This is a genomic window from Arthrospira sp. PCC 9901, assembly GCF_059013425.1.
Map to the genome: position 1 here is coordinate 4,200,919 of NZ_CP102296.1, position 21,659 is coordinate 4,222,577.

Annotated in this window: 20 protein-coding genes and 1 riboswitch; of the genes, 11 read left to right on the forward strand and 9 right to left on the reverse strand. The window is 45.0% G+C overall.

What is annotated here, in order from left to right; all coding sequences use genetic code 11:
* Positions 1 to 47: 47 nt before the first annotated feature.
* From NLZ44_RS18710 to NLZ44_RS18725, 4 genes are all read left to right on the forward strand, one after another.
* A complete protein-coding gene (locus tag NLZ44_RS18710; protein ID WP_048895401.1) occupies positions 48 to 1,481 on the forward strand; it encodes a circularly permuted type 2 ATP-grasp protein in 1,434 nt (477 codons plus the stop codon).
* Positions 1,482 to 1,537: 56 nt separating this feature from the next.
* Entirely contained in the window at positions 1,538 to 2,518 is a 981-nt protein-coding gene (locus NLZ44_RS18715) for an alpha-E domain-containing protein (protein WP_493750752.1), read from the forward strand.
* Between the two features lie 112 nt (positions 2,519 to 2,630).
* Positions 2,631 to 3,476: a transglutaminase family protein gene (locus tag NLZ44_RS18720; RefSeq protein WP_493750753.1), complete on the forward strand. Its 846-nt coding sequence runs from the start codon at positions 2,631 to 2,633 to the stop codon at positions 3,474 to 3,476.
* Between the two features lie 228 nt (positions 3,477 to 3,704).
* Positions 3,705 to 4,127 (forward strand): response regulator, encoded by a 423-nt coding sequence (locus tag NLZ44_RS18725; RefSeq protein WP_493750754.1) that lies wholly within the window; start codon positions 3,705 to 3,707, stop codon positions 4,125 to 4,127.
* A gap of 18 nt (positions 4,128 to 4,145) precedes the next feature.
* Here NLZ44_RS18725 and NLZ44_RS18730 read toward each other — a convergent pair whose 3' ends face one another.
* Both NLZ44_RS18730 and hisE read right to left on the reverse strand, forming a co-directional pair.
* Positions 4,146 to 4,406, reverse strand: a complete 261-nt coding sequence (locus NLZ44_RS18730; RefSeq protein WP_006626038.1) for a hypothetical protein — start codon at positions 4,404 to 4,406, stop codon at positions 4,146 to 4,148.
* Positions 4,403 to 5,005, reverse strand: coding sequence for a phosphoribosyl-ATP diphosphatase (gene hisE / locus NLZ44_RS18735; RefSeq protein ID WP_081593251.1), 603 nt, complete (start codon positions 5,003 to 5,005; stop codon positions 4,403 to 4,405). The genes NLZ44_RS18730 and hisE overlap by 4 nt, the downstream gene beginning before the upstream one ends.
* A gap of 97 nt (positions 5,006 to 5,102) precedes the next feature.
* On the opposite strand from hisE, the gene hemL reads away from it, so the two are divergent.
* A complete protein-coding gene (hemL, locus tag NLZ44_RS18740; RefSeq protein WP_193520189.1) occupies positions 5,103 to 6,401 on the forward strand; it encodes a glutamate-1-semialdehyde 2,1-aminomutase in 1,299 nt (432 codons plus the stop codon).
* Between the two features lie 122 nt (positions 6,402 to 6,523).
* The gene (locus NLZ44_RS18745) at positions 6,524 to 7,279 is read left to right on the forward strand and encodes a cobalt-precorrin-6A reductase (protein WP_006626035.1); all 756 of its coding nucleotides are present in this window, start codon (positions 6,524 to 6,526) and stop codon (positions 7,277 to 7,279) included.
* 13 nt (positions 7,280 to 7,292) lie between these two features.
* Here the strand turns inward: NLZ44_RS18745 and cbiE are convergent, their stop codons facing one another.
* Positions 7,293 to 8,519 carry a precorrin-6y C5,15-methyltransferase (decarboxylating) subunit CbiE gene (gene cbiE / locus NLZ44_RS18750; RefSeq protein WP_493750755.1) on the reverse strand — a complete coding sequence of 409 codons (1,227 nt, stop codon included), beginning with the start codon at positions 8,517 to 8,519 and terminating at the stop codon, positions 7,293 to 7,295.
* Positions 8,520 to 8,562: 43 nt separating this feature from the next.
* A riboswitch (adenosylcobalamin-variant (AdoCbl-variant) riboswitch) is annotated at positions 8,563 to 8,646 on the forward strand.
* Between the two features lie 11 nt (positions 8,647 to 8,657).
* Here cbiE and cobG point away from each other — a divergent pair.
* From cobG to cobJ, 4 genes are read left to right on the forward strand one after another with little or no spacing between them, the layout of a single operon-like run.
* Complete coding sequence (cobG, locus tag NLZ44_RS18755) at positions 8,658 to 10,106, forward strand: precorrin-3B synthase (protein WP_493750756.1); 1,449 nt, start codon at positions 8,658 to 8,660, stop codon at positions 10,104 to 10,106.
* 25 nt (positions 10,107 to 10,131) lie between these two features.
* Positions 10,132 to 10,761 (forward strand): precorrin-8X methylmutase, encoded by a 630-nt coding sequence (locus NLZ44_RS18760; RefSeq protein ID WP_111894787.1) that lies wholly within the window; start codon positions 10,132 to 10,134, stop codon positions 10,759 to 10,761.
* Positions 10,758 to 11,462, forward strand: coding sequence for a precorrin-2 C(20)-methyltransferase (gene cobI / locus NLZ44_RS18765; RefSeq protein WP_008050382.1), 705 nt, complete (start codon positions 10,758 to 10,760; stop codon positions 11,460 to 11,462). The genes NLZ44_RS18760 and cobI overlap by 4 nt, the downstream gene beginning before the upstream one ends.
* 31 nt (positions 11,463 to 11,493) lie before the next feature.
* Positions 11,494 to 12,921, forward strand: coding sequence for a precorrin-3B C(17)-methyltransferase (gene cobJ / locus NLZ44_RS18770; protein WP_493750757.1), 1,428 nt, complete (start codon positions 11,494 to 11,496; stop codon positions 12,919 to 12,921).
* 493 nt (positions 12,922 to 13,414) lie between these two features.
* On the opposite strand, the gene NLZ44_RS18775 is transcribed toward cobJ, so the two are convergent.
* The 3 genes from NLZ44_RS18775 to hisG all read right to left on the reverse strand — a co-directional run bounded on the left by NLZ44_RS18775 (position 13,415) and on the right by hisG (position 17,400).
* A complete protein-coding gene (locus NLZ44_RS18775) occupies positions 13,415 to 15,250 on the reverse strand; it encodes an N-acetylmuramoyl-L-alanine amidase (RefSeq protein WP_493750758.1) in 1,836 nt (611 codons plus the stop codon).
* A 183-nt stretch (positions 15,251 to 15,433) separates the two neighbouring features.
* The gene (locus tag NLZ44_RS18780; RefSeq protein ID WP_493750759.1) at positions 15,434 to 16,399 is read right to left on the reverse strand and encodes a nuclease; all 966 of its coding nucleotides are present in this window, start codon (positions 16,397 to 16,399) and stop codon (positions 15,434 to 15,436) included.
* A gap of 356 nt (positions 16,400 to 16,755) precedes the next feature.
* Entirely contained in the window at positions 16,756 to 17,400 is a 645-nt protein-coding gene (hisG, locus tag NLZ44_RS18785) for an ATP phosphoribosyltransferase (RefSeq protein ID WP_006626023.1), read from the reverse strand.
* Between the two features lie 256 nt (positions 17,401 to 17,656).
* Here hisG and rppA point away from each other — a divergent pair, with 256 nt between their 5' ends.
* On the forward strand, positions 17,657 to 18,337 hold the full coding sequence (rppA, locus tag NLZ44_RS18790; RefSeq protein WP_493750760.1) for a two-component system response regulator RppA: 681 nt from the start codon (positions 17,657 to 17,659) through the stop codon (positions 18,335 to 18,337).
* A 20-nt stretch (positions 18,338 to 18,357) separates the two neighbouring features.
* Here the strand turns inward: rppA and NLZ44_RS18795 are convergent, their stop codons facing one another.
* The 3 genes from NLZ44_RS18795 to NLZ44_RS18805 form a co-directional block, all read right to left on the reverse strand.
* Positions 18,358 to 19,425 carry an LOG family protein gene (locus NLZ44_RS18795; RefSeq protein ID WP_493750761.1) on the reverse strand — a complete coding sequence of 356 codons (1,068 nt, stop codon included), beginning with the start codon at positions 19,423 to 19,425 and terminating at the stop codon, positions 18,358 to 18,360.
* Between the two features lie 368 nt (positions 19,426 to 19,793).
* Positions 19,794 to 20,117, reverse strand: coding sequence for a thioredoxin (trxA, locus tag NLZ44_RS18800; protein WP_493750762.1), 324 nt, complete (start codon positions 20,115 to 20,117; stop codon positions 19,794 to 19,796).
* A 368-nt stretch (positions 20,118 to 20,485) separates the two neighbouring features.
* On the reverse strand, positions 20,486 to 21,649 hold the full coding sequence (locus NLZ44_RS18805; RefSeq protein WP_493750763.1) for a GuaB3 family IMP dehydrogenase-related protein: 1,164 nt from the start codon (positions 21,647 to 21,649) through the stop codon (positions 20,486 to 20,488).
* Positions 21,650 to 21,659: the final 10 nt, after the last annotated feature.

Consider the following 21,659-nt stretch of genomic DNA (forward strand, 5'->3'; position numbering starts at 1 on the left):
TCAGCCCCTTATCATCAGAGGTGTTAGAGCAGTTGGGGCCACAATTTGTGCTATTTGATTCTTACGATCCAGGTGATTTCTACGATGAACTATTTGCCTCTCCAGGGGAACCGAGACCCGAAGGCAAACTGTTAATAGATAGGCTTAATTCCCTGTCCCCAGAAGAAATTAGGATGCGACAACAGGCGGCGAAAACCGCCATGATGAAACTAGGGGCAACGTTTAACGTTTATAGCGATAGTGAGGGGACCGAGAGGATTTTGCCCTTTGATATGATTCCTCGTATTGTTTCCGCGCAGGAATGGGCGTATTTAGAACGAGGACTAATCCAGAGAATTCAGGCTCTCAATTTGTTTATATCTGACATTTACAGTGATCAGAAAATAGTCAAAGATGGTGTGATTCCTGAAGATTTGATTAACTCATCTAAAGGCTTTCTTAAACCCTGTATGGGAATTGAAGCCCCTAAAAATATTTGGTGTCATATCACCGGGACGGATTTAGTACGCGATCGCGATGGTCAATGGTATGTTTTAGAAGATAACCTACGCTGTCCCTCTGGGGTTTCCTATGTTCTGGAAAACCGCCGGGTAATGAAAAGCACCTTTCCCCAAATCTTCGCTACCCTAGGGATTCAACCCGTTGATGAATATCCCAGTCATCTCCTAGATACCCTGCTGAATTTAGCCCCTTCCCACATCGATGACCCGACCGTGGTGGTTCTGACTCCGGGGATTTATAATTCTGCCTATTTTGAACATTCTTTCCTCGCCCAACAAATGGGAGTAGAATTGGTGGAAGGACGGGATTTGGTGATAGCAGATGGTTATGTGCAAATGCGAACCACAAAAGGTTTACAGCGGGTTGATGTAATTTACCGCCGCATTGATGATACCTTTATTGACCCCCTGACCTTTAATCCTGAATCACTTTTAGGAGTTCCTGGTATCACTGAGGTCTATCGCAATGGTCGCGTCGCCCTGGCTAATGCTTTGGGTACGGGTGTCGCTGATGATAAGGTAATTTATGCCTATGTCCCCCAGATGATTCGCTACTATCTGGGAGAAGATCAGATTTTGGCTAATGTTCCTACTTACCTATGTTGGGAACCTCAGCAACTTGAATATGTGGTGGCTAACCTTGATAAATTAGTCGTTAAAGCCGCTAACGAAGCTGGTGGCTATGGGATGCTAGTTGGGACTCAAGCCACAGAAGAAGAACGACTAGAGTTTGCTGGACGCATTAAGGCGAACCCCCGCAATTATATCGCTCAACCTACCCTTTCTTTATCCCGCGTTCCTACCCTGCTAGGGGATAGCTTTGAGGGATGTCATGTCGATTTACGACCCTATATCCTTTACGGTCCCCAAGGGGTTTATGTTCATCCAGGCGGCTTGACCCGCGTGGCTATGAAAAAAGGTTCTTTGGTGGTGAACTCTTCCCAAGGGGGCGGCAGTAAGGATACTTGGGTTTTATTCTAATCTTTGCGGTAACTTTGTTAGCCAAAATTGTCGTTACATTTTGAGTCGAAAAAACTATGCTCAGTCGTGTTGCTGATTCTATCTATTGGCTGAATTGCTATATAGAAAGAGCCGAAAATATTGCCCGGTTTGTTGATGTTAACCAAAATTTGTTGTTGGATTCTCCCTCGGGAATGAAGCAACAATGGCGACCTTTGGTGTTAACTACTGGGGATTTAGAACTGTTTAAAGAACGCTACGGAGAGGCGACTGCTGAAAATGTGATTCAATTCCTGACTTTTGATAATCAGTATCCTAACTCGATTTTATCTTGTCTGCGGTTGGCGCGACAAAATGCGCGCTCTGTCCGGGAAATTATTTCCTCGGAAATGTGGGAACAGGTCAATGAGTTTTATATGATGGTGCGCGATGCTGCTATGGGGGATAGTTCCTATTATTTGCCAGAGTTTTTTAATCAGGTGAAGCAGCAAGCCCATTTATTTGTTGGGGTTATGGATGCGACTATGACTCACAATGAGGGCTGGCATTTTGGACGTATGGGAAGAATGCTAGAAAGGGCTGATAAAACTTCTCGGATTCTGGATGTTAAGTATTTTATTTTGCTGCCTTCTGTGGAGGATGTCGGAACTACATTAGATGAAATTCAGTGGATCGCTTTGCTGAAATCTGCTAGTGCTTATGAGATGTATCGTAAACGCAGACAACACCGGATTACCCCTTTTGGTGTGGTAGAATTTTTGATTTTGGATAGGGAATTTCCGCGCTCGATTCAGTATTGCATACTACAGGCAGAGCGATCGCTTCAACATATTACCGGAACTAGACCGGGAACTTGGAAAAATCCCGTAGACCTGGAGTTGGGACGTTTGCGATCGGAGTTGGATTATATCATGATTGATGAGATTATGAATCGAGGATTACATGAATTTCTCGATAATTTGCAAACCCGGGTTAATGGGATTCAAGGTAAAATGTTTGAAACATTTTTTGCCCTGGAACCTATACCGGAGACAGTCAGTCAAAGTCAAGTAGGTTGACATTGACATAAGTATGCCTCTCTCCTTCCCCACCTATTCCCACTAACTGGGATGTGGGGCGGGGCTGTACCTCGTCAGCCCTTTTCCTAGTTAAAATACTCCTGACACAGTGATGATTTATCAGATTGTTCATACCACTACATACACTTATACTAAGTATGTAGAATTAACCCCCCATATCGTCAGGTTACGACCCCGTTCAGATGCCTTTCAAACTCTACAGGATTTTGCTATTGATGTGGTTCCCGAACCTAAAGGAATTTCGGCAATTGTTGACCTCAATGGTAATGATGTCTTGAAATTGTGGTTTGATGAACCCACGAAAGAATTAAAAATTAAAGTAAGTTCCCGAGTCGCAACTCACTGTCATAACCCCTTTAACTATTTGCTGGAACCTTGGGCGATGAGATTGCCGATCGCTGACTATCCCGCACCGATTTTAAGGCATTTACAGCCTTATATGGAAGGCAGAGTTGACCCGGCGGCTGTGCAATTGGCCCAAGAAATTTGGCATGGTTCCCGGGGGGAGATTCTCACGTTTTTAAGTGATTTAAATCAACGCATTTATCGGACTTGTCGCTATACTATTCGGGAAACTGGGGCGGCTTTCCCCCCTGGGATTACTTGGAGACAGCAAGCGGGTTCCTGTCGAGATCTGACGGTTTTGTTTATGGAGGCTTGTCGGGCCATGGGTTTGGCCACTCGGTTTGTTAGTGGCTACCAGGAAGGGGACCTAAATAATAGCGATCGCCATCTTCACGCCTGGGCTGAGGTTTATCTTCCGGGGGGGGGATGGCGCGGTTATGACCCGACTCAGAATTTAGCTATCAGCGATCGCAATATCGCCCTGGTTTCTAGTGCTATTCCTGAATATGCTAGTCCCATAAACGGCAGTTTTCGAGGGCGAGGGGCATATTCTCAGATGAAATATGATTTATCCATTGACAAACTCTATTGATTAAGTATCTTCGCTGTACCTCGTCACCGATACCACTGCTATACTAGATAAGGAATTGAATTGTCCTGAACTTTTCCATCCTTTTCGCCTCTAAATGGGCATCAGATACCATAGCCATCACCTGAAAATCCTGAACTTATTGCGATCGACAGAATCAGTGGAATAGAAGATGCTAATCATATAGCCTGTATGTTGAGTCACTATAATTCTGCAAATGAGGGTGAAAATATGAAAACTGTTTTAGTAGTTGAAGATAATCCGATTAATTGGCAGATATTTCAAAGAATTATCACCCGTAAAGGTGGGATGCTTGCCTGTCATACTGAGGATGTGGAAACGGTGATCAATATGGCAACTGCTAAACAAGCTGATCTGATTTTGATGGATATTTATCTAAACAATAGTTATTATGAGGGTCAACCCATTGATGGCATTAAAATTACCCAAATGCTCAAAGCTAATCCTGAAACTGCTAATTTACCAGTGATTTTGGTGACCGCCCAAGGGGATGAAAGCGATCGCGAATATTTCTTAGCCCAAAGTGGCGCTGATGGTTACATCCCCAAACCTATTATAGATCATCAAGCCTTTATTGACCAAATTAAAGCCAAAATAGCGGGGGATGTCCTAGCCGAAAATGACCCCAAATAGAGGTCGCCAAATACTCCATTAATCCACCTGTTGAGCATTACGAATAGCCGTATCCGGTAAAATGCTAGGGGGTGGAGAAATCTCGATCGCCTGTATATTTTCCATGGGAATTACTAACAAACGATCCTCCAACTCTATAATAATTTCATGGGAACCTAAAATCTGTTGCAGAGGACTGACAGCGCTACCCTGCAAAGTTTGCTGAGGCATAAACTCAAACTCGTAGGACTCCCCATTAATATAATGAACCGTTAAGGAAATCGGAGTTAATTTACTCATTGACGACGTGCTTCTAACTGTTCATAAACTTTCCGTAAATCCACCTGATGATAAGCCAGAGCCACCAGGGAATGATAGAATAAATCGGCTACTTCCGAGGCGATCGCCTGCGGCTCATCATCCTTACAAGCCATAACTACTTCCGCCGCCTCTTCTCCGATTTTCTTGAGAATCTTATTATCTCCACCGGCGAATAACTGACAGGTATAGGACTGGGAATTTGGATGATCACGGCGATCGCAAATTACCCGAAACAAACCCGCCAAGGTATGTCCACCAGAGCCATTTAACTCCGAGGGACAATAGGCCACTCCAGCCACCAGAAAATTGCCCCGGTAGTCATAGCTAATGGACTCCAGTATAATATCAGGATGCCAAAGTTCAATCTGTGACTGTTGAACCCACCACAGTTGTTGAGTCGCCAGGGTTTTCTGTAGTGCTTCCCGGTTCATCGACCCCAAAGCCAAAACCCCACCATTTAAGATATCTTGAATGGCGATCGCTACCAGGCCCTGATCATCGTAACGAATTTTATCAATATCAATCAGATTCCCCAATTCTGGGGGTTTCCCGGCTGCCATAACTCCACTAAATTTCATAAAAAACACCACTACTGTTTAGAATATCATTTTGTGTCTCACCGTTAGCAAATTTGGCACCACAGCATCCAAACATATTCAGCATAAGGAGATTAAAGTGGTAAGCACCCCATTAAAAACAACAAAATCTGAGGAAATCTTTAGCGCCGCCCAAAAAATCATGCCAGGGGGGGTTAGCTCCCCAGTGCGTGCATTCAAATCCGTTGGCGGTCAACCCATAGTTTTCGATCGCGTCAAAGGAGCATACGTTTGGGACGTTGACGGGAACCAATATATTGACTATGTTGGCACTTGGGGGCCAGCTATTTGCGGTCATGCTCACCCAGAAGTAATCGCCGCTCTCCACGAAGCGCTAGAAAAAGGGACCAGTTTCGGCGCACCCTGCGCCCTAGAAAACGTTTTAGCGGAAATGGTGATCGACGCTGTTCCCAGCATCGAAATGGTAAGGTTTGTCAACTCTGGTACGGAAGCCTGTATGTCCGTACTGCGACTAATGCGAGCCTTTACGGGTCGCGAAAAAATCATCAAATTTGAGGGCTGCTACCACGGCCACGCGGATATGTTCCTAGTCAAAGCCGGATCGGGTGTGGCGACTCTCGGCTTACCCGATTCTCCCGGCGTACCTAAAAATGTGACTGTAAACACTCTCACCGCCCCCTACAATGACCTAGAAGCGGTCAAAAAACTATTTTCGGAAAATCCAGGTCAAATCGCAGGTATCATCCTAGAAGCCGTTGTAGGCAACTCTGGCTTTATTCCTCCTGATGCGGGTTTCCTGGAAGGTTTGCGGATGCTGACCGAGGAAAATGGCGCTTTACTGGTATTTGATGAGGTGATGACTGGCTTCCGCATTGCTTACGGTGGCGCTCAAGAAAAATTTGGTGTTACCCCAGATTTAACTACTTTGGGTAAAATTATCGGTGGTGGCTTACCTGTGGGAGCCTATGGCGGTCGTCAGGATATTATGGCTATGGTCGCGCCAGCAGGTCCCATGTACCAAGCGGGAACCCTATCAGGAAATCCCCTAGCCATGACGGCGGGAATTAAGACTTTGGAACTATTGCAAAAGCCGGGGACTTATGAATATCTCGACCAAATTACCAAAAAGCTGAGTAATGGCTTATTGGAAATTGCTAAAGAAACAGGTCATGCAGCCTGTGGTGGCCAAATTAGCGCGATGTTTGGGTTCTTTTTTACGGAGGGACCTGTTCATAATTATGATCATGCTAAAAAGTCGGATTTGGCGAAGTTTGGTCGCTTCCATCGAGGTATGTTAGAACGGGGTATTTATTTGGCTCCTTCACAATTTGAGGCTGGTTTTACTTCTTTTGTGCATACTGAGGAAGATATTGATCAAACTCTGGCGGCGGCGCGGGAAGTTTTATCTGGTCTGTAGATAATTCTGACAGTCAAGAACTGGGTTTTTTATGGAATTGATGGTTAAGTCTGTCTGGAATTCCCATAGAAAACCTGGTTTTTGCTGGGGTTTATCGGGCTAATCTTAACCTATTAATTTGGATGAGTAATTACTGTAAAAAAATCTTGATTTTGGGAGGAACGGCGGAAGCGACAGCCCTATATGATAGGGTTCAAACTATGGCGAATATAGAGGCGATCGCTTCTTTTGCGGGTCGCACTCAACAGCCAGTTACCCCGAAAGACCCGGCGGCTTTTCGGATTGGCGGTTTTGGCGGTGTTCAGGGTTTAATCGACTATTTAAAACAACAAAAAATTGATATTTTAATTGATGTTACCCACCCCTTTGCTGCCCAAATTTCTGACCATGCGGCTATAGCAGCTAATGAATGTGGAATTAAACGGTTAATGGTTGTCCGTCCGGCTTGGGAAAAAGTCCCCGGCGATAACTGGGTTGAGGTGGATAGTCACTCACAGGCTACTATGGTTTTATCAGGGTTAGCTGAACGGGTATTTTTAACTATTGGTCGTCAGGAACTTTCCGCCTATGCTGAACTAAAAGATATCTGGTTTTTAATGCGGATGATTGACCCACCTCAGCCGAATTTACCTATACCTAGGGGGGAATTATTGTTACAAAGGGGGCCTTTTTCGGTGATAGATGAACTGTCAATTTTACGGGAATATCAACTGGGTGCAATTGTTAGTAAAAATAGCGGCGGTGATGCTACCTACGCCAAAATTGTGGCGGCGCGAGAGTTGAAATTACCTGTGGTTATGGTGCAACGTCCTCCCATTCCTATGGGGGAAACAGTGGCTGATATTGAGTCGGCGATCGCTTGGTTACACCAACAATAAACCGCCTTTTTAGTTATGGTTTCAGCACTGACCATTGAGTGACAGTAGCTAAGGGTTTCCAGCCTAAAAAATTGCCAATGGCTGCAGTTCTTTCAATGCCAATTCGGGTAAGTTCCCCCCCTAATTGATTATGCCATTGTAACAGAATTAACTCACTCTCAACTGTGACTGTATTAGCCACTAGACGACCTCCCGATCGCAATTTTTCCCAACAGGTTTCTAATAGACCTGGGGTGGTAATACCACCACCAATAAAAATGGCATCAGGGGAAGGTAAATTAATTAATGATTCGGGTGCTTTTCCGGCTATTATTTGCAGGTCTGGAGTCCCTAAAGCTGTGGCATTATCAGCAATATATTCTAAGCGTCTGGGATGCTGTTCTATGGCGATACTTTGACAACGGCGATCGCTTCTCATCCACTCAATACCAATGGACCCACAACCTGCACCGACATCCCATAAAAGTTGTCCCGGTATGGGGGATAATCGACTGAGAGTAATCGCTCGGACTTCCTGTTTAGTTAACTGTCCGTCGTGGTGGTAGGCGCTGTCAGGAATTCCCGGAAAACTAGGGGAAAAGTTAACGGGATTAGAACTAATACACTCTACGGCGATCGCATTTAAATCAGCCACTTCGTCAACATCCCAAGAGGAAGCGATACCCGAAATTTGTCTCTCTTTTTTGCCTCCCAAATGTTCCAACACGACGATTAAACTATCACCAAATCCTTGATGTGTTAGGAGTTCAGCCACGGCGGCGGGAGTGCGACTATTAGCACTTAAAATTAACAGACGCGCACCCCCATAAATTACCCGATTTAATAAAGCCAGGGGACGACCACATAAACTCAGGGTTTCTACATCGGTTAAAGACCAACCCAAACGACTACAAATTAGGCTAAATGTACAGGGAGAAGGAATTATAGTAATTTCCTCAAGGGGTAGGCGACGGGTAAGGGTAACGCCAATACCATACCACATCGGATCGCCACTAGCTAAAACACAGACGGGTTGACCACGGCGGCGGATAATTTCTGCGATCGACTCATCCAGAGGAGAAGTCCAGAGGAGTTTTTCTCGTTTATCCTCCGGGGGTAACATTGCTAAATGACGTTGACCACCGACAACTACTGAAGCCATAGATAAAAGCGATCGCGCCGTGGCGCTTAACCCTTCTAACCCATCTTCCCCAATTCCTACAATTGATAACCATTTGTGGGAAAAATCCCTGCTCACCATGATTTATAGTTAAAATACCAGTATTCATGATATAGTATTTGGGCTTGTAGTTGGGAAAGTTCGGTGAGATTCCGACACTGTGCCGCAACTGTAATACAATTTTCTGAGTCAGAATGCCAACTACAAGTTATTGATGAGTTGTCAAAATCAGCTAATTTTGCGGCTCATTCTCTGCGTCGCATGGAGAAACAAATCACCATGAATTGGTTAGTTAAAGCAAATGTTTGTCCGGGTCTATTTTATGGAACCCACGCCCAGGATGGTTTTTTAATCCGCATTCGGACTCCGGGCGGATTAATTGATAGTAAACAGGGGAAATTATTGGGTGATTTATTAACGGAGTGGGGAGGGACGCTACAAGTAACTAATCGCGCGAATTTACAAATTCGGGGAGTGCAAAAACCACCAACTAGCGCCGTTTTTGAGATGCTGCAAAAATTAAATTTAGCTGCTCACAATCCCCACATAGACCACCTACGCAATATTATGGGTAGTCCGACGGCGGGAATTGATAGCCAGGAGTTAATTGATACTCGTCCCCTGATTAAAGCCCTGGATAATCTGATTCAAAATCACCCGTTAATTGGCGAACTTAGTCCTAAGTTTAGCATCGGAGTTGATGGGGGGGGGACTGTGGGAATTGGTATCCGTTCTCCGGTGGCTTGGGAACATCGATATAATGAGATTCAGCTTAATGCGATATCGGTAGATGATGGGAATAATAGCATTAATTTTCAGTTGGCGATCGCCGGAGATAAAAAGCTATATAATACCCAACTTGTCATCACGCCAGAACAATGTTTATCTGTAGTCGCTACCCTTATTAATGTCTATGGGGAGTATGTCCGAAACAACCCCTTAGATACCGGGAAAAAGCCTCGGATGAAACAGCTAATTGACCATCTAGGATTAGATACATATATCCAGCAAGTCAACAGCCAACTAACCCAGCCCTTGCCGATATTGTCCGCTGAACCTACCCCCAGCCAACCCTATCATCATTTAGGAATTTATCCCCAAAAAAACGCCGAATTGTGTTATATTGGGATATCATTACACCTAGGACAAATTAATGCACAACAATGGTTAGGATTAGTCGAACTTTCAGAAACCTTTGGTAATGCCGAGTTAAGATTAACCCCTTGGCAAACAATTATAATGCCAGATATTCCCCATCAACAAATCAGCCAATTATTGCCGAAACTATCTTTATTAGGCTTCGCGGAAATTGAGTCAAATCAAGTGGCGATCGCTGCTTGTGGTGGTAAGCCTGGCTGTGCCGCATCACTTACCCACACTCAAACTCACGCTTCCCAATTAGCAGAATATCTCCACCAGCGATTAAATTTAGATACTCCTATTAATATTCATGTAACTGGTTGCCCTAAATTTTGCGCTCAACCCAGTCCCGCAGAAATCACCCTTTTAGGGCATACAATTAATCAAGATGGCAAAACTATCGAAGGCTACCAAGTATATATTGGGGATGGTGAACAATCCTTAAAACACAAAATTTTTGAGGGAGTATTTACCGAAATACCCGAATTTTTAGCCAATTTTTTGACCCAAAATCGCCCACTTAATTAATCACTAATTACCTGCAAATTTGCTGATGATAGACTACCTGCGTGACGGCAACCAAATATATCATAAATCCTTTGGAATAATTCGGGATGAAACCAACTTTCAAGGTTTATCAGATGATTTATCTCATGTAGCAGTTAGGTTAATTCATGCCTGCGGAATGACGGATATTGTCGGAGATTTACAAGCCTCAGAAAATGCCGTTAAAGTCGGACGGGAGGCACTACAACAGGGAAAAGCCATCTTTTGTGATGCCATGATGGTGGCTAGGGGAATTACTAAAAAACGCTTACCTAAAAATAACCCGATTATTTGTACCCTAAATCATCCAGATGTCCCTAATATCGCTCGCCAGATTAATAATACTCGGTCGGCGGCAGCATTGGAGTTATGGGGGGATAATTTACAAGGCGCAGTGGTAGCCATTGGTAATGCACCGACTGCCCTCTTTCACCTGCTGGAAATGTTGGATGATGGTTTAGTGAAACCTGCACTGATTTTAGGGTTTCCGGTCGGCTTTGTCGGCGCGGCAGAGTCGAAACTTGAATTGGCATCTAATAGCCGTGGTATTCCATTTATGACACTCCATGGGCGGCGCGGTGGGAGTGCGATCGCAGCGGCGGCAGTAAATGCGTTAGCAAAGGAAAATGAATTATGACTAAATTAGGGCGACTTTATGGGTTGGGAATTGGTCCGGGAGATCCGGAATTACTAACTTTAAAAGCACATCGTATTTTAACAACTGTTCCCGTCATTGCCTATCCCAGTTTGGAAAATGGCAAGGTTTTAGCTAGGGCGATCGTCGCCGATTTTATCTCCCCTGATCAGATCGAAATTCCTATCCCCCTACCCTTTAGTGTGCAGCGATCGTCACAGCCTTATTATGATATCGGGGCGGAAAAAATTGCCGAACATCTCAGCCAGGGGAAAGATGTGGCGGTTTTGTGTCTGGGAGATCCGATGCTTTATGGTACGTTTATGTACATTTTTAATCGCTTATCAGGGCGGTTTTCAATTGAGGTCATACCGGGTATTTCTTCAGTGATGGCTAGTGCGGCTATGTTGGGAGTACCGATAACTTATCGCAATGATGTCTTTACCATTCTTCCGGCTACATTAGAGGCGGATATATTACGCGATCGCCTCTCGGTAGCTGATGCAGCCGCCATTATGAAATTAGGTCGGCATTTTGCTAAAGTTTATCAAATTTTGGCAGATTTAGGACTACTACAAAGGGCTTTATATATCGAACGCGCTACTTGGAAAAATCAGGCAATTATCCCCATTACAGAAGTTGACCATAACTCAGTTACCTACTGGTCATTAATTTTAGTACCTAGTCAGAACCTGCCCAAATAACCCCGAATTAACCCTTAATTCCCCCTAAGTTATGAACCAACCAGCCATTATTGTTTTAACCGAAAATAGTCTTGATGTGGCTAAGAACATCCAAAAAGCGCTAGGTAATGGGATTATCTATGGTTCCCCAAAACGCACCCAGTCGGCTGATTTAACCTATGATAATTTTGGGGATACCCTGCGGGAACTCTTCCAAACAGGAACCCCCATTATTGGCATTTGTGCGGCGGGGATTTTAATTCGCACTTTAGCACCATTATTAATCAATAAATGGCAGGAACCTCCGGTTTTAGCTGTGGCTGAAGATGGTAGCGCCGTCGTGCCACTTTTAGGGGGTTTACAAGGGGTTAATGATTTGGCGCGTAAAATTGCCCAATTCTTGCAGGTTTCTCCAGCTATTACCACCACAGGAGAAATTAGATTTAAAACTGCTTTATTATCTCCCCCCAAGGGTTATCAATTGATTAATCCTGATGATGCCAAAACCTTTATTTCCGATTTGTTGGCGGGAGAACAAGTTAAATTGATAGGAGATGCACCCTGGTTACAAAATAGTAAATTGCCCTTTGATGAACAGGGAAAATTGACTATTCAAATCGTAGATAAAGCAGATATAGACACTCTTCAACCTAGGGGCGATCGCTTAATTTATCAGTTAGAGAGTTCACCAGAAATCACCGGTAAATTAGCCATAATTGGCACCGGACCCGGAAGCCATGATTGGCTATCTCCCCAAGTTCGCGAGGTCTTAGAAAATGCTAGTGATTGGGTAGGTTATAAAACCTATTTAGACCTAGTTGAATTTTTAAGAAAACCCGAAATTATCCGCCATGAATCTGATAATAGGGTAGAATTAAATAGGGCGGAGACTGCCTTAAATTTAGCCGCTAAAGGGCGTTCAGTGGTGCTAATTTCTTCCGGCGATCCAGGAATTTACGCCATGGCTTCAGCGGTATTTGAAGTATTAGAAACCAAAGCCAAACCAGAATGGGAGGCGATCGCTATCCAGGTCTGTCCAGGTATTTCCGCCATGCAAGCCGCCGCCGCCAGAGTTGGCGCACCATTAGGACACGATTTCTGCGTCATTTCCCTATCAGATATTCTCAAACCCTGGGATGTCATTATCAACCGCATTGAATTAGCCGCCAAAGCCGATTTAGCCATGGCATTTTATAACCCTGTTTCTCAACAAAGAACCTGGCAACTTGACCAAGCAAAACAGATATTATTAAAGTGGAGGTCTCCCCAAACTCCCATTATCTTAGCCCGAAATTTAGGCAGAAAAGGAGAAACCGTCACCGTCAAAATACTCGAACAATTAACCGCTCAAGATGCCGATATGCGAACCATAATTTTAATTGGAAACAGCCAAACTCGCATCATTAACCAAAACCAAAACCAGCAGTGGATTTACACCCCACGCCATTATCCCTCTCTCCCCAAAGGGCGAGTTGATTAATCCTCCGGTTGGGAGGCGATAAACTAGCAGAACCCCCCTACAATTATCAATTATTAATTAATCACCGGGTGAGGGCGGGTTTATTAATCCTCTCCTAGGCAAACGAGAAACTGGCAGAACTCGCCCCTACAATTATCAATTATTAATTAATCACCGGGTGAGGGCGGGTTTATTAATCCTCTCCTAGGCAAACGAGAAACTGGCAGAACTCGCCCCTACAATTATCAATTATTAATTAATCACCGGGTGAGGGCGGGTTTATTAATCCTCTCCTAGGCAAACGAGAAACTGGCAGAACCCCCCGACAATTAACAATTATTAATTAATCACTGGGTGGGGGCGGGTTTATTAATCCTCTCCTAGGCAAACGAGAAACTGGCAGAACCCCCCGACAATTAACAATTATTAATTAATCACTGGGTGAGGGCGGGTTTATTAATCCTCTCCTAGGCAAACGAGAAACTGGCAGAACCCGCCCCTACGTTGTCGATTATTAAGAATCTGTTACCCTAGACTGTACCCATTCCACAATAGCATCAGCCAAAGTAGTCGCTAATTTCCGCTGTTCAACCGGGTTAATAATCCATTCAAACTCTTCGGGATTAATCATAAACCCTAATTCCAATAATACCGAAGGGGTAACAGAAGGACGAGTTAGGGCGAGATTATTCCAAAAGACACCATAGGAAGGTCGATCCAATTTTTCTACCAAATAATTATGCAGAAAAACCGCTAAATTGTGGGCTTGGGGATGAAACCAAAACATCCCAACTCCCTTGGTATTGATGGCATCTCCATTATCCGGTAAGGCATTATAATGAATCGAAAAAGCCAGATCCGGCTTTTGTTGATTAATCATTTCCACCCGTTCATGAGGCCATAAATCATCATCACCCTCGCGGGTCATAAACACCGTTGCACCCCGTTTAATTAACTCACTTTGCAACAGAGAAGACATGATCAAAGCGACATCTTTTTCCGGGTATCCTGTCGGTCCTCTCGCGCCTAAATCCTCATCACTACCATGTCCGGGGTCTAGTAAAATTTTCACCCCGGTTAGAGGTCTTCCCCGGCGAATAGATGCCAGAAAACTCTGATCATCTAACGCACCCAATTCGGGGGGATGTTTAAGGGATAAAACCAAAGTTGTGCCAGCATAATTAACTTCATATCCCCACTGCTGAGAAGTTCTAAAATGGAAAGTATATTCAACCGCTGCTTGAGTTTCTCCCATGGGTGAGAGAACAGGTTGCCAGTCCATCCGTTCAATTAATGGGTTATCATCAAAGCGGATAGTATCAGTTTGGGCAGTTGTATTATGCAGAGTAATAGTTAAAGTCCGATCGCCCTGTTTAATACTAATCGGAACCGGAACTTGTAAAGGAAAATAAACCTTAGTCCATTGTCCATCTCGGCGCGCACTAGCGCTGCGAATCATGGAATTAGGAGGAATAGAACCGGAGAAAATCCGGGTTTCATCCGCTTTTATCCAGCCGCCATAGTCCAGACGTAAATAATCTCCATCCCTACCAGTAATGCGCGCCCTGGTTCCTTTGGGAAGGGGAGTTAGACGGGAATAAGTAGTGCTAGGTCCGGTTCTGGCGACCCCTGCATCGACAATTACTTCGGCGATTTCAAATTTAGTCGGAGACAAAATAGACACGGTTCCGGTGGCTGTTTGCGTGACGGTTTCACCATTGAGAATAAGTTGATATCGGGGTTGACCTAAATCGATCGCCTTCCGATTATTAGCAAAATCAGTATCTGGGGAAATAGTGGCGCATCCCCCGAACTTTCCCCCTATATTTATAGGTTGGTTCGTACCAGTCAAAACCGCCTTATTATCAGGAAGTTGCCGACTTTCAGTTTGCTTAAATAGCGGGATAGTTTCCCCCCCAATATCCACGGAAACTTCGGCGTTAGGAGGTGCGATCGCACTAAAACAAAGAATTTCCCCTGGCAGTCGGGAAATGGGGCTAGAAGGGGTCAAGGATTCCGGCACAAACGCTATTCCATCGGGGATAGGTGGTTGATTAGAAACGCGGGTAATAGTGCGGCGAATTTCCTGATCACCGTGGCGGAGGATAAATTCATTTTCCCCTAATTCCAGAGGAAAAGTGGGGGCGAAATGTCCCCCTTGACTGCGATCGATAACTTGACCATTGATTAATACCTCACCATGGGGGGCGGCGGTGCCAATTAGAAAAATGCGATCGGATATAGTCCTATGTTGGTTAGGAGGATACGCTACAAATAAAGGCTGTTCTGCTAATGCTGGAGTGATCATCACTAAAGCAAAGACTATTAATCCTAATATAATTTTTTTCATCAGTGCTAATTATTCTAATGGTCTCACTGCTATGGATTTTTTCAAAAGGCGATCGCCCTTTCCGGGGCTGATTAACCCCCCTGTTCATAGCAAATCCCTACTGCTATCCCAAATTCTAGCAGCAGGGAGTTAAGATGACCACTGTTTAGTTAATAGTTAATTCCGCAGAACCTCATTCCCCATTTACGCAATCGGTCGCGCATAGAATGAAACCCCTTGACCGATGAAATTGGGTAAATCATTAGCAAAGGCTGCTTGATTGGGGTCAATCGTATAGAAATGACCATTAGTATCCAGATTAAAAGCTCTGAATACGGGTAATGCACCAGGCACGGGAGACGAAAAAACCCGAATCGAAGTTCCGGGATTATCCGGTACCCATTCTTGCAGAGTTTGCACAAAACTAATTTCCCCGGGATTGCTGGCATAGAAAAAACCACCCTGGGAGTTTCTAAAGCGTTGTAGGACTGTATCTCCCTCTGATACAAATTCAAACCCCTCATTCACAAATCTTTGTGGATTGCTGGCTAAGGTGTTTTTTTCCATTTGATCAGCTGTAAAAATATGGGAACCCGCCTCAGCATCCCAGAATCTAGCTACACCTGTCAAAGGATCGATATCGGGATTGGTGGCGAACTCATTAGGTCCTAAAATTCCCCCATTAGCAATATCTGGAGGGTTTAAATTTCCTAAATCAACACTAACCGCTAATTGATAGTCTTGGGGCAGTTCTCCCGTCGGGGGAAATGTGCTAGTATCCGGCAGAGGATCGTAACTTGTTACCCGCACTAAATACCGGGAAACCCCATCGGCTCTCAGGGTACTCGGTGCCCCTAAACCTGTACCAAATTCAATCTGACCTGGCGCAATAGTGGCGTTCCGGTTTCCCAAGGCGCGATCGTCATTGGCTGCGATCGGACTTTGACCAGGGAAAGGAGCAGTATCATTAGGCCCAAGTTGAAAAACTTTCACAATTGGGTCATATTGCATTGTATTAAATGCGTCTACAGCGATCGAAATATTCGCATTGGGAAAGGTAGGCTGAATAATATAATCATCGTAGCGGGTCAGTAAGGCTGGATTACGCAGAGAGGGACTAGCCGGATCGGTGGCGCTTAATTGTTCTCGGACAACTTGAGCATTAGTCATTTTTTACGACTCCTCATGATAAATATTGCACCGAATAATAGCCATAATACCGACACCTGTGGGGAGTTGGTAGTTTTAGGGATTCCATAAACTATGGCTTATACAATCATTTATACCACATTTTTTATCAGGTTAAGATTAAGTTTTTCTTAACTAACCTGACCCGCGAGTGGTTATGGTTTTCCCTGACTATGCACTCCCGTAGTCCCTGGGGGAAATGCACTATTGTTACTCCCAGGTAGTTAGTCAGGGTTTCTCAACAACTAATCACGATTCACTCAACTTCCTAAACCATCCCCACGTATGCGATCGCACTGTGAGTAAACTGTGAGTAAACTGTGAGTAATGCTCAGTGATTAGACAGCTACCAAAATCTGCGATCGCACTTGTGCAATCAACTCATTTAAACCATCAGAATTTAACCGATAGCTGAGGGGATGAGCAATCAGTTGAGCCGTACTTTGAAACAACACCTCAATTTCCACTAAGCCATTTTCCTGTAGCGTGCGACCCGTTGACACCAAATCCACGATCGCCTCAGACATTCCCGTAATCGGCCCTAATTCAACCGACCCATAAAGTGGTATAATCTCCACAGGTAAATCAATGCTCTCAAAATATTCACTCGCACAGTGAACAAACTTAGAAGCAACTCGGCTATGGGGGGGGAGTTGGACCGGACGACTATAGGGGCTAGATTTTTTCACAGCTACCGACATCCGACATCCTCCGAATTGGAGATCAACCACAGAAGCCACCTGAGAACCTTTTTCCCGCAGAACATCATAGCCCACAATCCCCAATTGCGCCTGACCATATTCTACATAAACAGGCACATCCTGGGCTCGTACCAGCAAAGCCTTAGCCGTTTTTGTCGGATCTTCAATCTGTAATTGGCGATTAGCCGAATCCAGAAAAGCGCTAAAATCCAGTCCAACCCCTTTGAACAAACCAATACTATCTTTCAGTAAAGCGCCTTTAGGAAGTGCAACAGTAATCATAATAACTTCGGAAATTTATTTAACCATGAGTTAGCTTAACCTTACTGGAACAATATTGATACAATCTTATTAAATCTTTCCGTTGCAGCCTCGCCCTCAAAGACCCTTTTCCTCTTCCTTCCCCATGTACTGTTTTGGGGTTGACAGGGAGACCTAGACCCGAAACCATGAGGCGAGTTGCTATGAGTCGCCCAGAATCACCGCTGCTTTAGCGCCGTGAGTACGTCAATATGTCAACAAATTTAGCTTAATATTCATGCGGATTCTACTTGTAGATGATGAAGTGGAATTAACCAATTCCCTCAGTCGCGCCCTCAGTCGAGAAGGTTATACAGTCGATAAGGCTTATGAAGGTATACAAGCCGGGACCCTCGCCCAAAACCATCACTATGACCTATTGATTCTTGATTGGATGTTACCCCATCAATCAGGATTAGAAATTTGCGCCCAATTGCGATCGCAGCAAAACCGCACCCCCATACTATTTCTCACCGCCAAAGATACCCTAGACGACCGGGTAAAAGGACTAGACGCAGGCGCAGACGACTATTTAGTTAAACCCTTTGAACTGCGGGAACTACTAGCCCGAGTCAGGGCGCTATTGCGTCGCCCTCCTATTTTAGATGTCGCTTCCCAGAACCGCCTACAATTCGGTGATCTACAATTCGATTGTGAAACTCAATTAGCCTATCGTGGACAAAGAGCGATCGAATTATCAGAAAAGGAAAGCCAATTACTAGAGTATCTCATGCGCCACCCAGGACAACTCCTCACCCACACCGAAATTCACCAACACCTATGGGGGGAAACAGATAAAAAACCCAGCAGCAACGTCCTAGCTGCTCAAATTCGCCTCCTGCGGCGCAAAATCGAACTACCCAACGAAGTCCCCCTCGTCCACACTGTCTATGGAAAAGGATATCGATTTGGGAATTAGTTTTTCTTGGCCTCCCCTGACTACTTCTGTTCAGGATGAGATGCACCTGGTAAATTTTGCCCCATCTTATTGATAGCAGCAATCATAAGATATAAACGCCCCACGTCCCGTTGATTAAAATCAAAAACTAAGCGGGGTAGATGTTCCGTTTCATCTCCTAATTCCTTGGGAAGGGCTGGGCTTTTTTCTATGCGTCCCCGCGAGAGAATATCCTGGAAATCTTGATTGAGATATTCTACCTGTTCATCACTCAGTTCAGAATTTAGGCGCATCACAAATAAATCCCCCACATAGCGACTAGAGTGATACACCTGGTAAAAATCAGCGATCGCCGCCTCTGCTACAGCCAAACTATCTGTAATCGTGTAGATACTAGGGTCATCCTGGGAAATCAAACCCCGTCGCAAAAGCTGTTTTCTGACAAATTCTTGCCAATCATACCAATAATCTCCCCCCGGATGGTCAATCAAAATCACCGGAGCCGGACCAAACTTTCCCGTTTGAGCCAAAGTCAAACCCTCAAAAGTTTCGTCCAAAGTGCCAAAACCACCCGGAAACATAGCCAAAGCGTCACTTTCGCGCAGAAAAAACAATTTGCGGGTGAAAAAATACTTAAACTTAATCAGCTTAGGATCTCCCTCAATGTAGGGATTAGAAAACTGCTCAAAGGGGAGTTTGATATTTAAACCAAACGATCGCTCTGCACCCGCGCCCAAATTAGCCGCTTCCATAATTCCGCCGCCAGCGCCTGTTAGCACCATAAATCCCTGCTGAGTCATCGAACGCGCTAACTCTACCGCCATATCATATTCTGGGGCTTTTGGTGAAGTTCTCGCCGAACCAAAAATGCAGATTTTGCGAACATGGCGATAAGGATAAAAAATCTCAAATCCCTGTTCCATATCCAACACAGCAGCCGAGAGAATTTTCCAGTCCAAGGACTCAATCTCCGATTGTGCTATACGCACCAGGCTAGAAAGCGATCGCAAAATCCATTTTTCGTGCTTTAATTCCGGTAGCTCATCAATGAGTTCGTTAATCTCTCTCTTGAGAGATGCCAGCGTATCTCCATTTCCAGAAGCATTCATAAAATCAGAACAACTGACAACAATTCGCCCTATATTCGCAGTTTGACCGGGCTATCTATCTACAAAATTCCACCAATCATAGCTGAAAATTCCAGGAAAAGGGGCAGGCGGGACAACCCGCTTGCCGACTCTCCACCTTGGACCTGACAGACAGGCTTTTTATTTATTGACACTCCCGCCGCCTTGACTAATGGTGCAGGTAGGATAGGGATAGTTTGCCTATAGGCGGGAAATTTCCGTAACACCTTACGCGCATTAATTAGGGGTCGAGATAGGTTGGAGAACCTTTAATCCCGCTCAAACCTGATTCTTTTAGAGCCCATCACATATAAAGCCCTTAATCTCAAGTTTCGGTTCTAGCCCATGGTTTAAAGGTACTTTTCTAATGTATTAGCAAGGGTACTTTTAGGAACCGCTCCCACCACCATATCGACCCGCTGGCCGCCTTTAAAGATCATTAATGTGGGAATACTGCGAATTCCATATTGGCTTGCTACCTGGGGATTTTCATCGGTATTGAGCTTAACAACTTTAATCTGTCCATCGTACTGCTCTGCAATTTCCTCAACTACAGGGGCGACCATGCGACACGGGCCACACCAGGGAGCCCAGAAATCCACCAGCACCGGAAGTTCGCTTTCCAGTACATCCTGCTCAAAGGTGCTATCAGTAACTTCTACGGCTGTTGACATTCCTTCCAATCCTTAATCTAAATCGTAAATCATTCTACCACCAAACCAACTGGGGCAGAATTAGCAATTTTGTCCCGATGGTTCTGATACCGGGCTGTACAAAAGACTACAGCATATCGAAGTTAATCATATCAGGCGATCGCCAAAAATTTTGGCTAACCTAAACGATTACCCAATTAAGAAACCGCCCGAACCGTAGGTCCAGGCGGAGTGTGGTGTGAGGAGTGAACGGAAACATTTGTCTCCGCCACTTCTATTGTGGCACTTTTTCCCGAATAATTCCAGTGGGTAACACTAAATTTTACGATACTTAATCAGACCACCCCCCGGAAAAATCAGCCAGTCGGGTACAGAAAGCCCAATAATTGCTACTTACCCATTCCCAATTGTTGTGCCTTTTGATAGACCTTACCCTCAGTCAACAGCGAGGGAGCAATCACCACCTCTACCTGCTGCATTTCTTTGATAGTCTTCGCTCCCAAAGTTCCCATACTCGTTTTTAAAGCTCCCAGCAGGTTGTGTGTCCCATCATCCAACTGAGCCGGACCCCGGAGAATTTGCTCTAATGTTCCCGTAGAACCCACCTGAATCCGTGTTCCCCTGGGAAGCACCGGACTAGGAGTAGCCATACCCCAGTGAAATCCCCGTCCTGGAGATTCTTCAGCACGAGCAAAGGGAGAGCCAATCATCACACCATCAGCACCGCAAGCAATACACTTACAGATATCGCCCCCAGTAATTAATCCTCCATCAGCAATCACAGAAACATAACGCCCAGTTTCCTGATAAAAATCATCACGAGCCGCAGCACAATCAGCCACCGCCGTCGCCTGGGGAACTCCCACCCCTAACACACCACGAGAAGTACAAGCCGCACCCGGTCCAATACCTACCAATATTCCCGCCGCTCCGGCTTTCATTAGGTTGAGCGCCACCTCTAATGTGACACAGTTACCTAAAATCACCGGGATAGGCATATTTGCACAAAACTGAGCCAAATCTAAGGGAGTCACCGATTCCGGGGACAGAAAAGCCGTTGAAACCACCGTAGCTTGTACAAAAAATAAGTCTGCTCCCGCTTCAGCAACAGCACCGCCATATTTACTGGCTCCGGCTGGAGTAGCACTAACCGCCGCAATACCGCCCTGAGCCTTAATTTCTGCAATCCGTTTTTTAATCAGTTCCGGCTTAATCGGTTCAGCATAGAGTTCTTGCATCAACGTCACAAACTCCGTTTTTCCCACCGAGGCAATCCGATCTAAAATCGGGTTGGGATCTTCATAACGGGTCTGGATACCCTCTAAGTTCAGAACCCCCAACGCACCGATTTGGCTCAGTTTCACCGCCATATTCACGTCTACCACGCTATCCATCGCACTAGCAATAATCGGAATTTCTCGGTTAATATTGCCAATAGTCCAACTGGTATCCGCTAAACTTGGATCAAGGGTTCGAGGGCCAGGAACTAGGGCAATTTCATCAATTCCGTATGCTCGACGAGCCTTTTTACCACGCCCAATTACAATATCCACTTCTTTACAG

What these genes read in the sequence shown, in the direction of transcription:
- NLZ44_RS18780 (WP_493750759.1), bottom strand. Translation starts at nt 16,399, where the DNA reads ATGACTAATGCTCAAGTTGTCCGAGAACAATTAAGCGCCACCGATCCG.
- trxA (WP_493750762.1), bottom strand. Translation starts at nt 20,117, where the DNA reads ATGTCAACAGCCGTAGAAGTTACTGATAGCACCTTTGAGCAGGATGTA.
- NLZ44_RS18730 (WP_006626038.1), bottom strand. Translation starts at nt 4,406, where the DNA reads ATGAGTAAATTAACTCCGATTTCCTTAACGGTTCATTATATTAATGGG.
- hisG (WP_006626023.1), bottom strand. Translation starts at nt 17,400, where the DNA reads ATGATTACTGTTGCACTTCCTAAAGGCGCTTTACTGAAAGATAGTATT.
- rppA (WP_493750760.1), top strand. Translation starts at nt 17,657, where the DNA reads ATGCGGATTCTACTTGTAGATGATGAAGTGGAATTAACCAATTCCCTC.
- NLZ44_RS18745 (WP_006626035.1), top strand. Translation starts at nt 6,524, where the DNA reads ATGAGTAATTACTGTAAAAAAATCTTGATTTTGGGAGGAACGGCGGAA.
- NLZ44_RS18720 (WP_493750753.1), top strand. Translation starts at nt 2,631, where the DNA reads ATGATTTATCAGATTGTTCATACCACTACATACACTTATACTAAGTAT.
- NLZ44_RS18715 (WP_493750752.1), top strand. Translation starts at nt 1,538, where the DNA reads ATGCTCAGTCGTGTTGCTGATTCTATCTATTGGCTGAATTGCTATATA.
- cbiE (WP_493750755.1), bottom strand. Translation starts at nt 8,519, where the DNA reads ATGGTGAGCAGGGATTTTTCCCACAAATGGTTATCAATTGTAGGAATT.
- NLZ44_RS18775 (WP_493750758.1), bottom strand. Translation starts at nt 15,250, where the DNA reads ATGAAAAAAATTATATTAGGATTAATAGTCTTTGCTTTAGTGATGATC.
- NLZ44_RS18760 (WP_111894787.1), top strand. Translation starts at nt 10,132, where the DNA reads ATGATAGACTACCTGCGTGACGGCAACCAAATATATCATAAATCCTTT.
- NLZ44_RS18725 (WP_493750754.1), top strand. Translation starts at nt 3,705, where the DNA reads ATGAAAACTGTTTTAGTAGTTGAAGATAATCCGATTAATTGGCAGATA.
- NLZ44_RS18795 (WP_493750761.1), bottom strand. Translation starts at nt 19,425, where the DNA reads ATGAATGCTTCTGGAAATGGAGATACGCTGGCATCTCTCAAGAGAGAG.
- hisE (WP_081593251.1), bottom strand. Translation starts at nt 5,005, where the DNA reads ATGAAATTTAGTGGAGTTATGGCAGCCGGGAAACCCCCAGAATTGGGG.
- cobI (WP_008050382.1), top strand. Translation starts at nt 10,758, where the DNA reads ATGACTAAATTAGGGCGACTTTATGGGTTGGGAATTGGTCCGGGAGAT.
- cobJ (WP_493750757.1), top strand. Translation starts at nt 11,494, where the DNA reads ATGAACCAACCAGCCATTATTGTTTTAACCGAAAATAGTCTTGATGTG.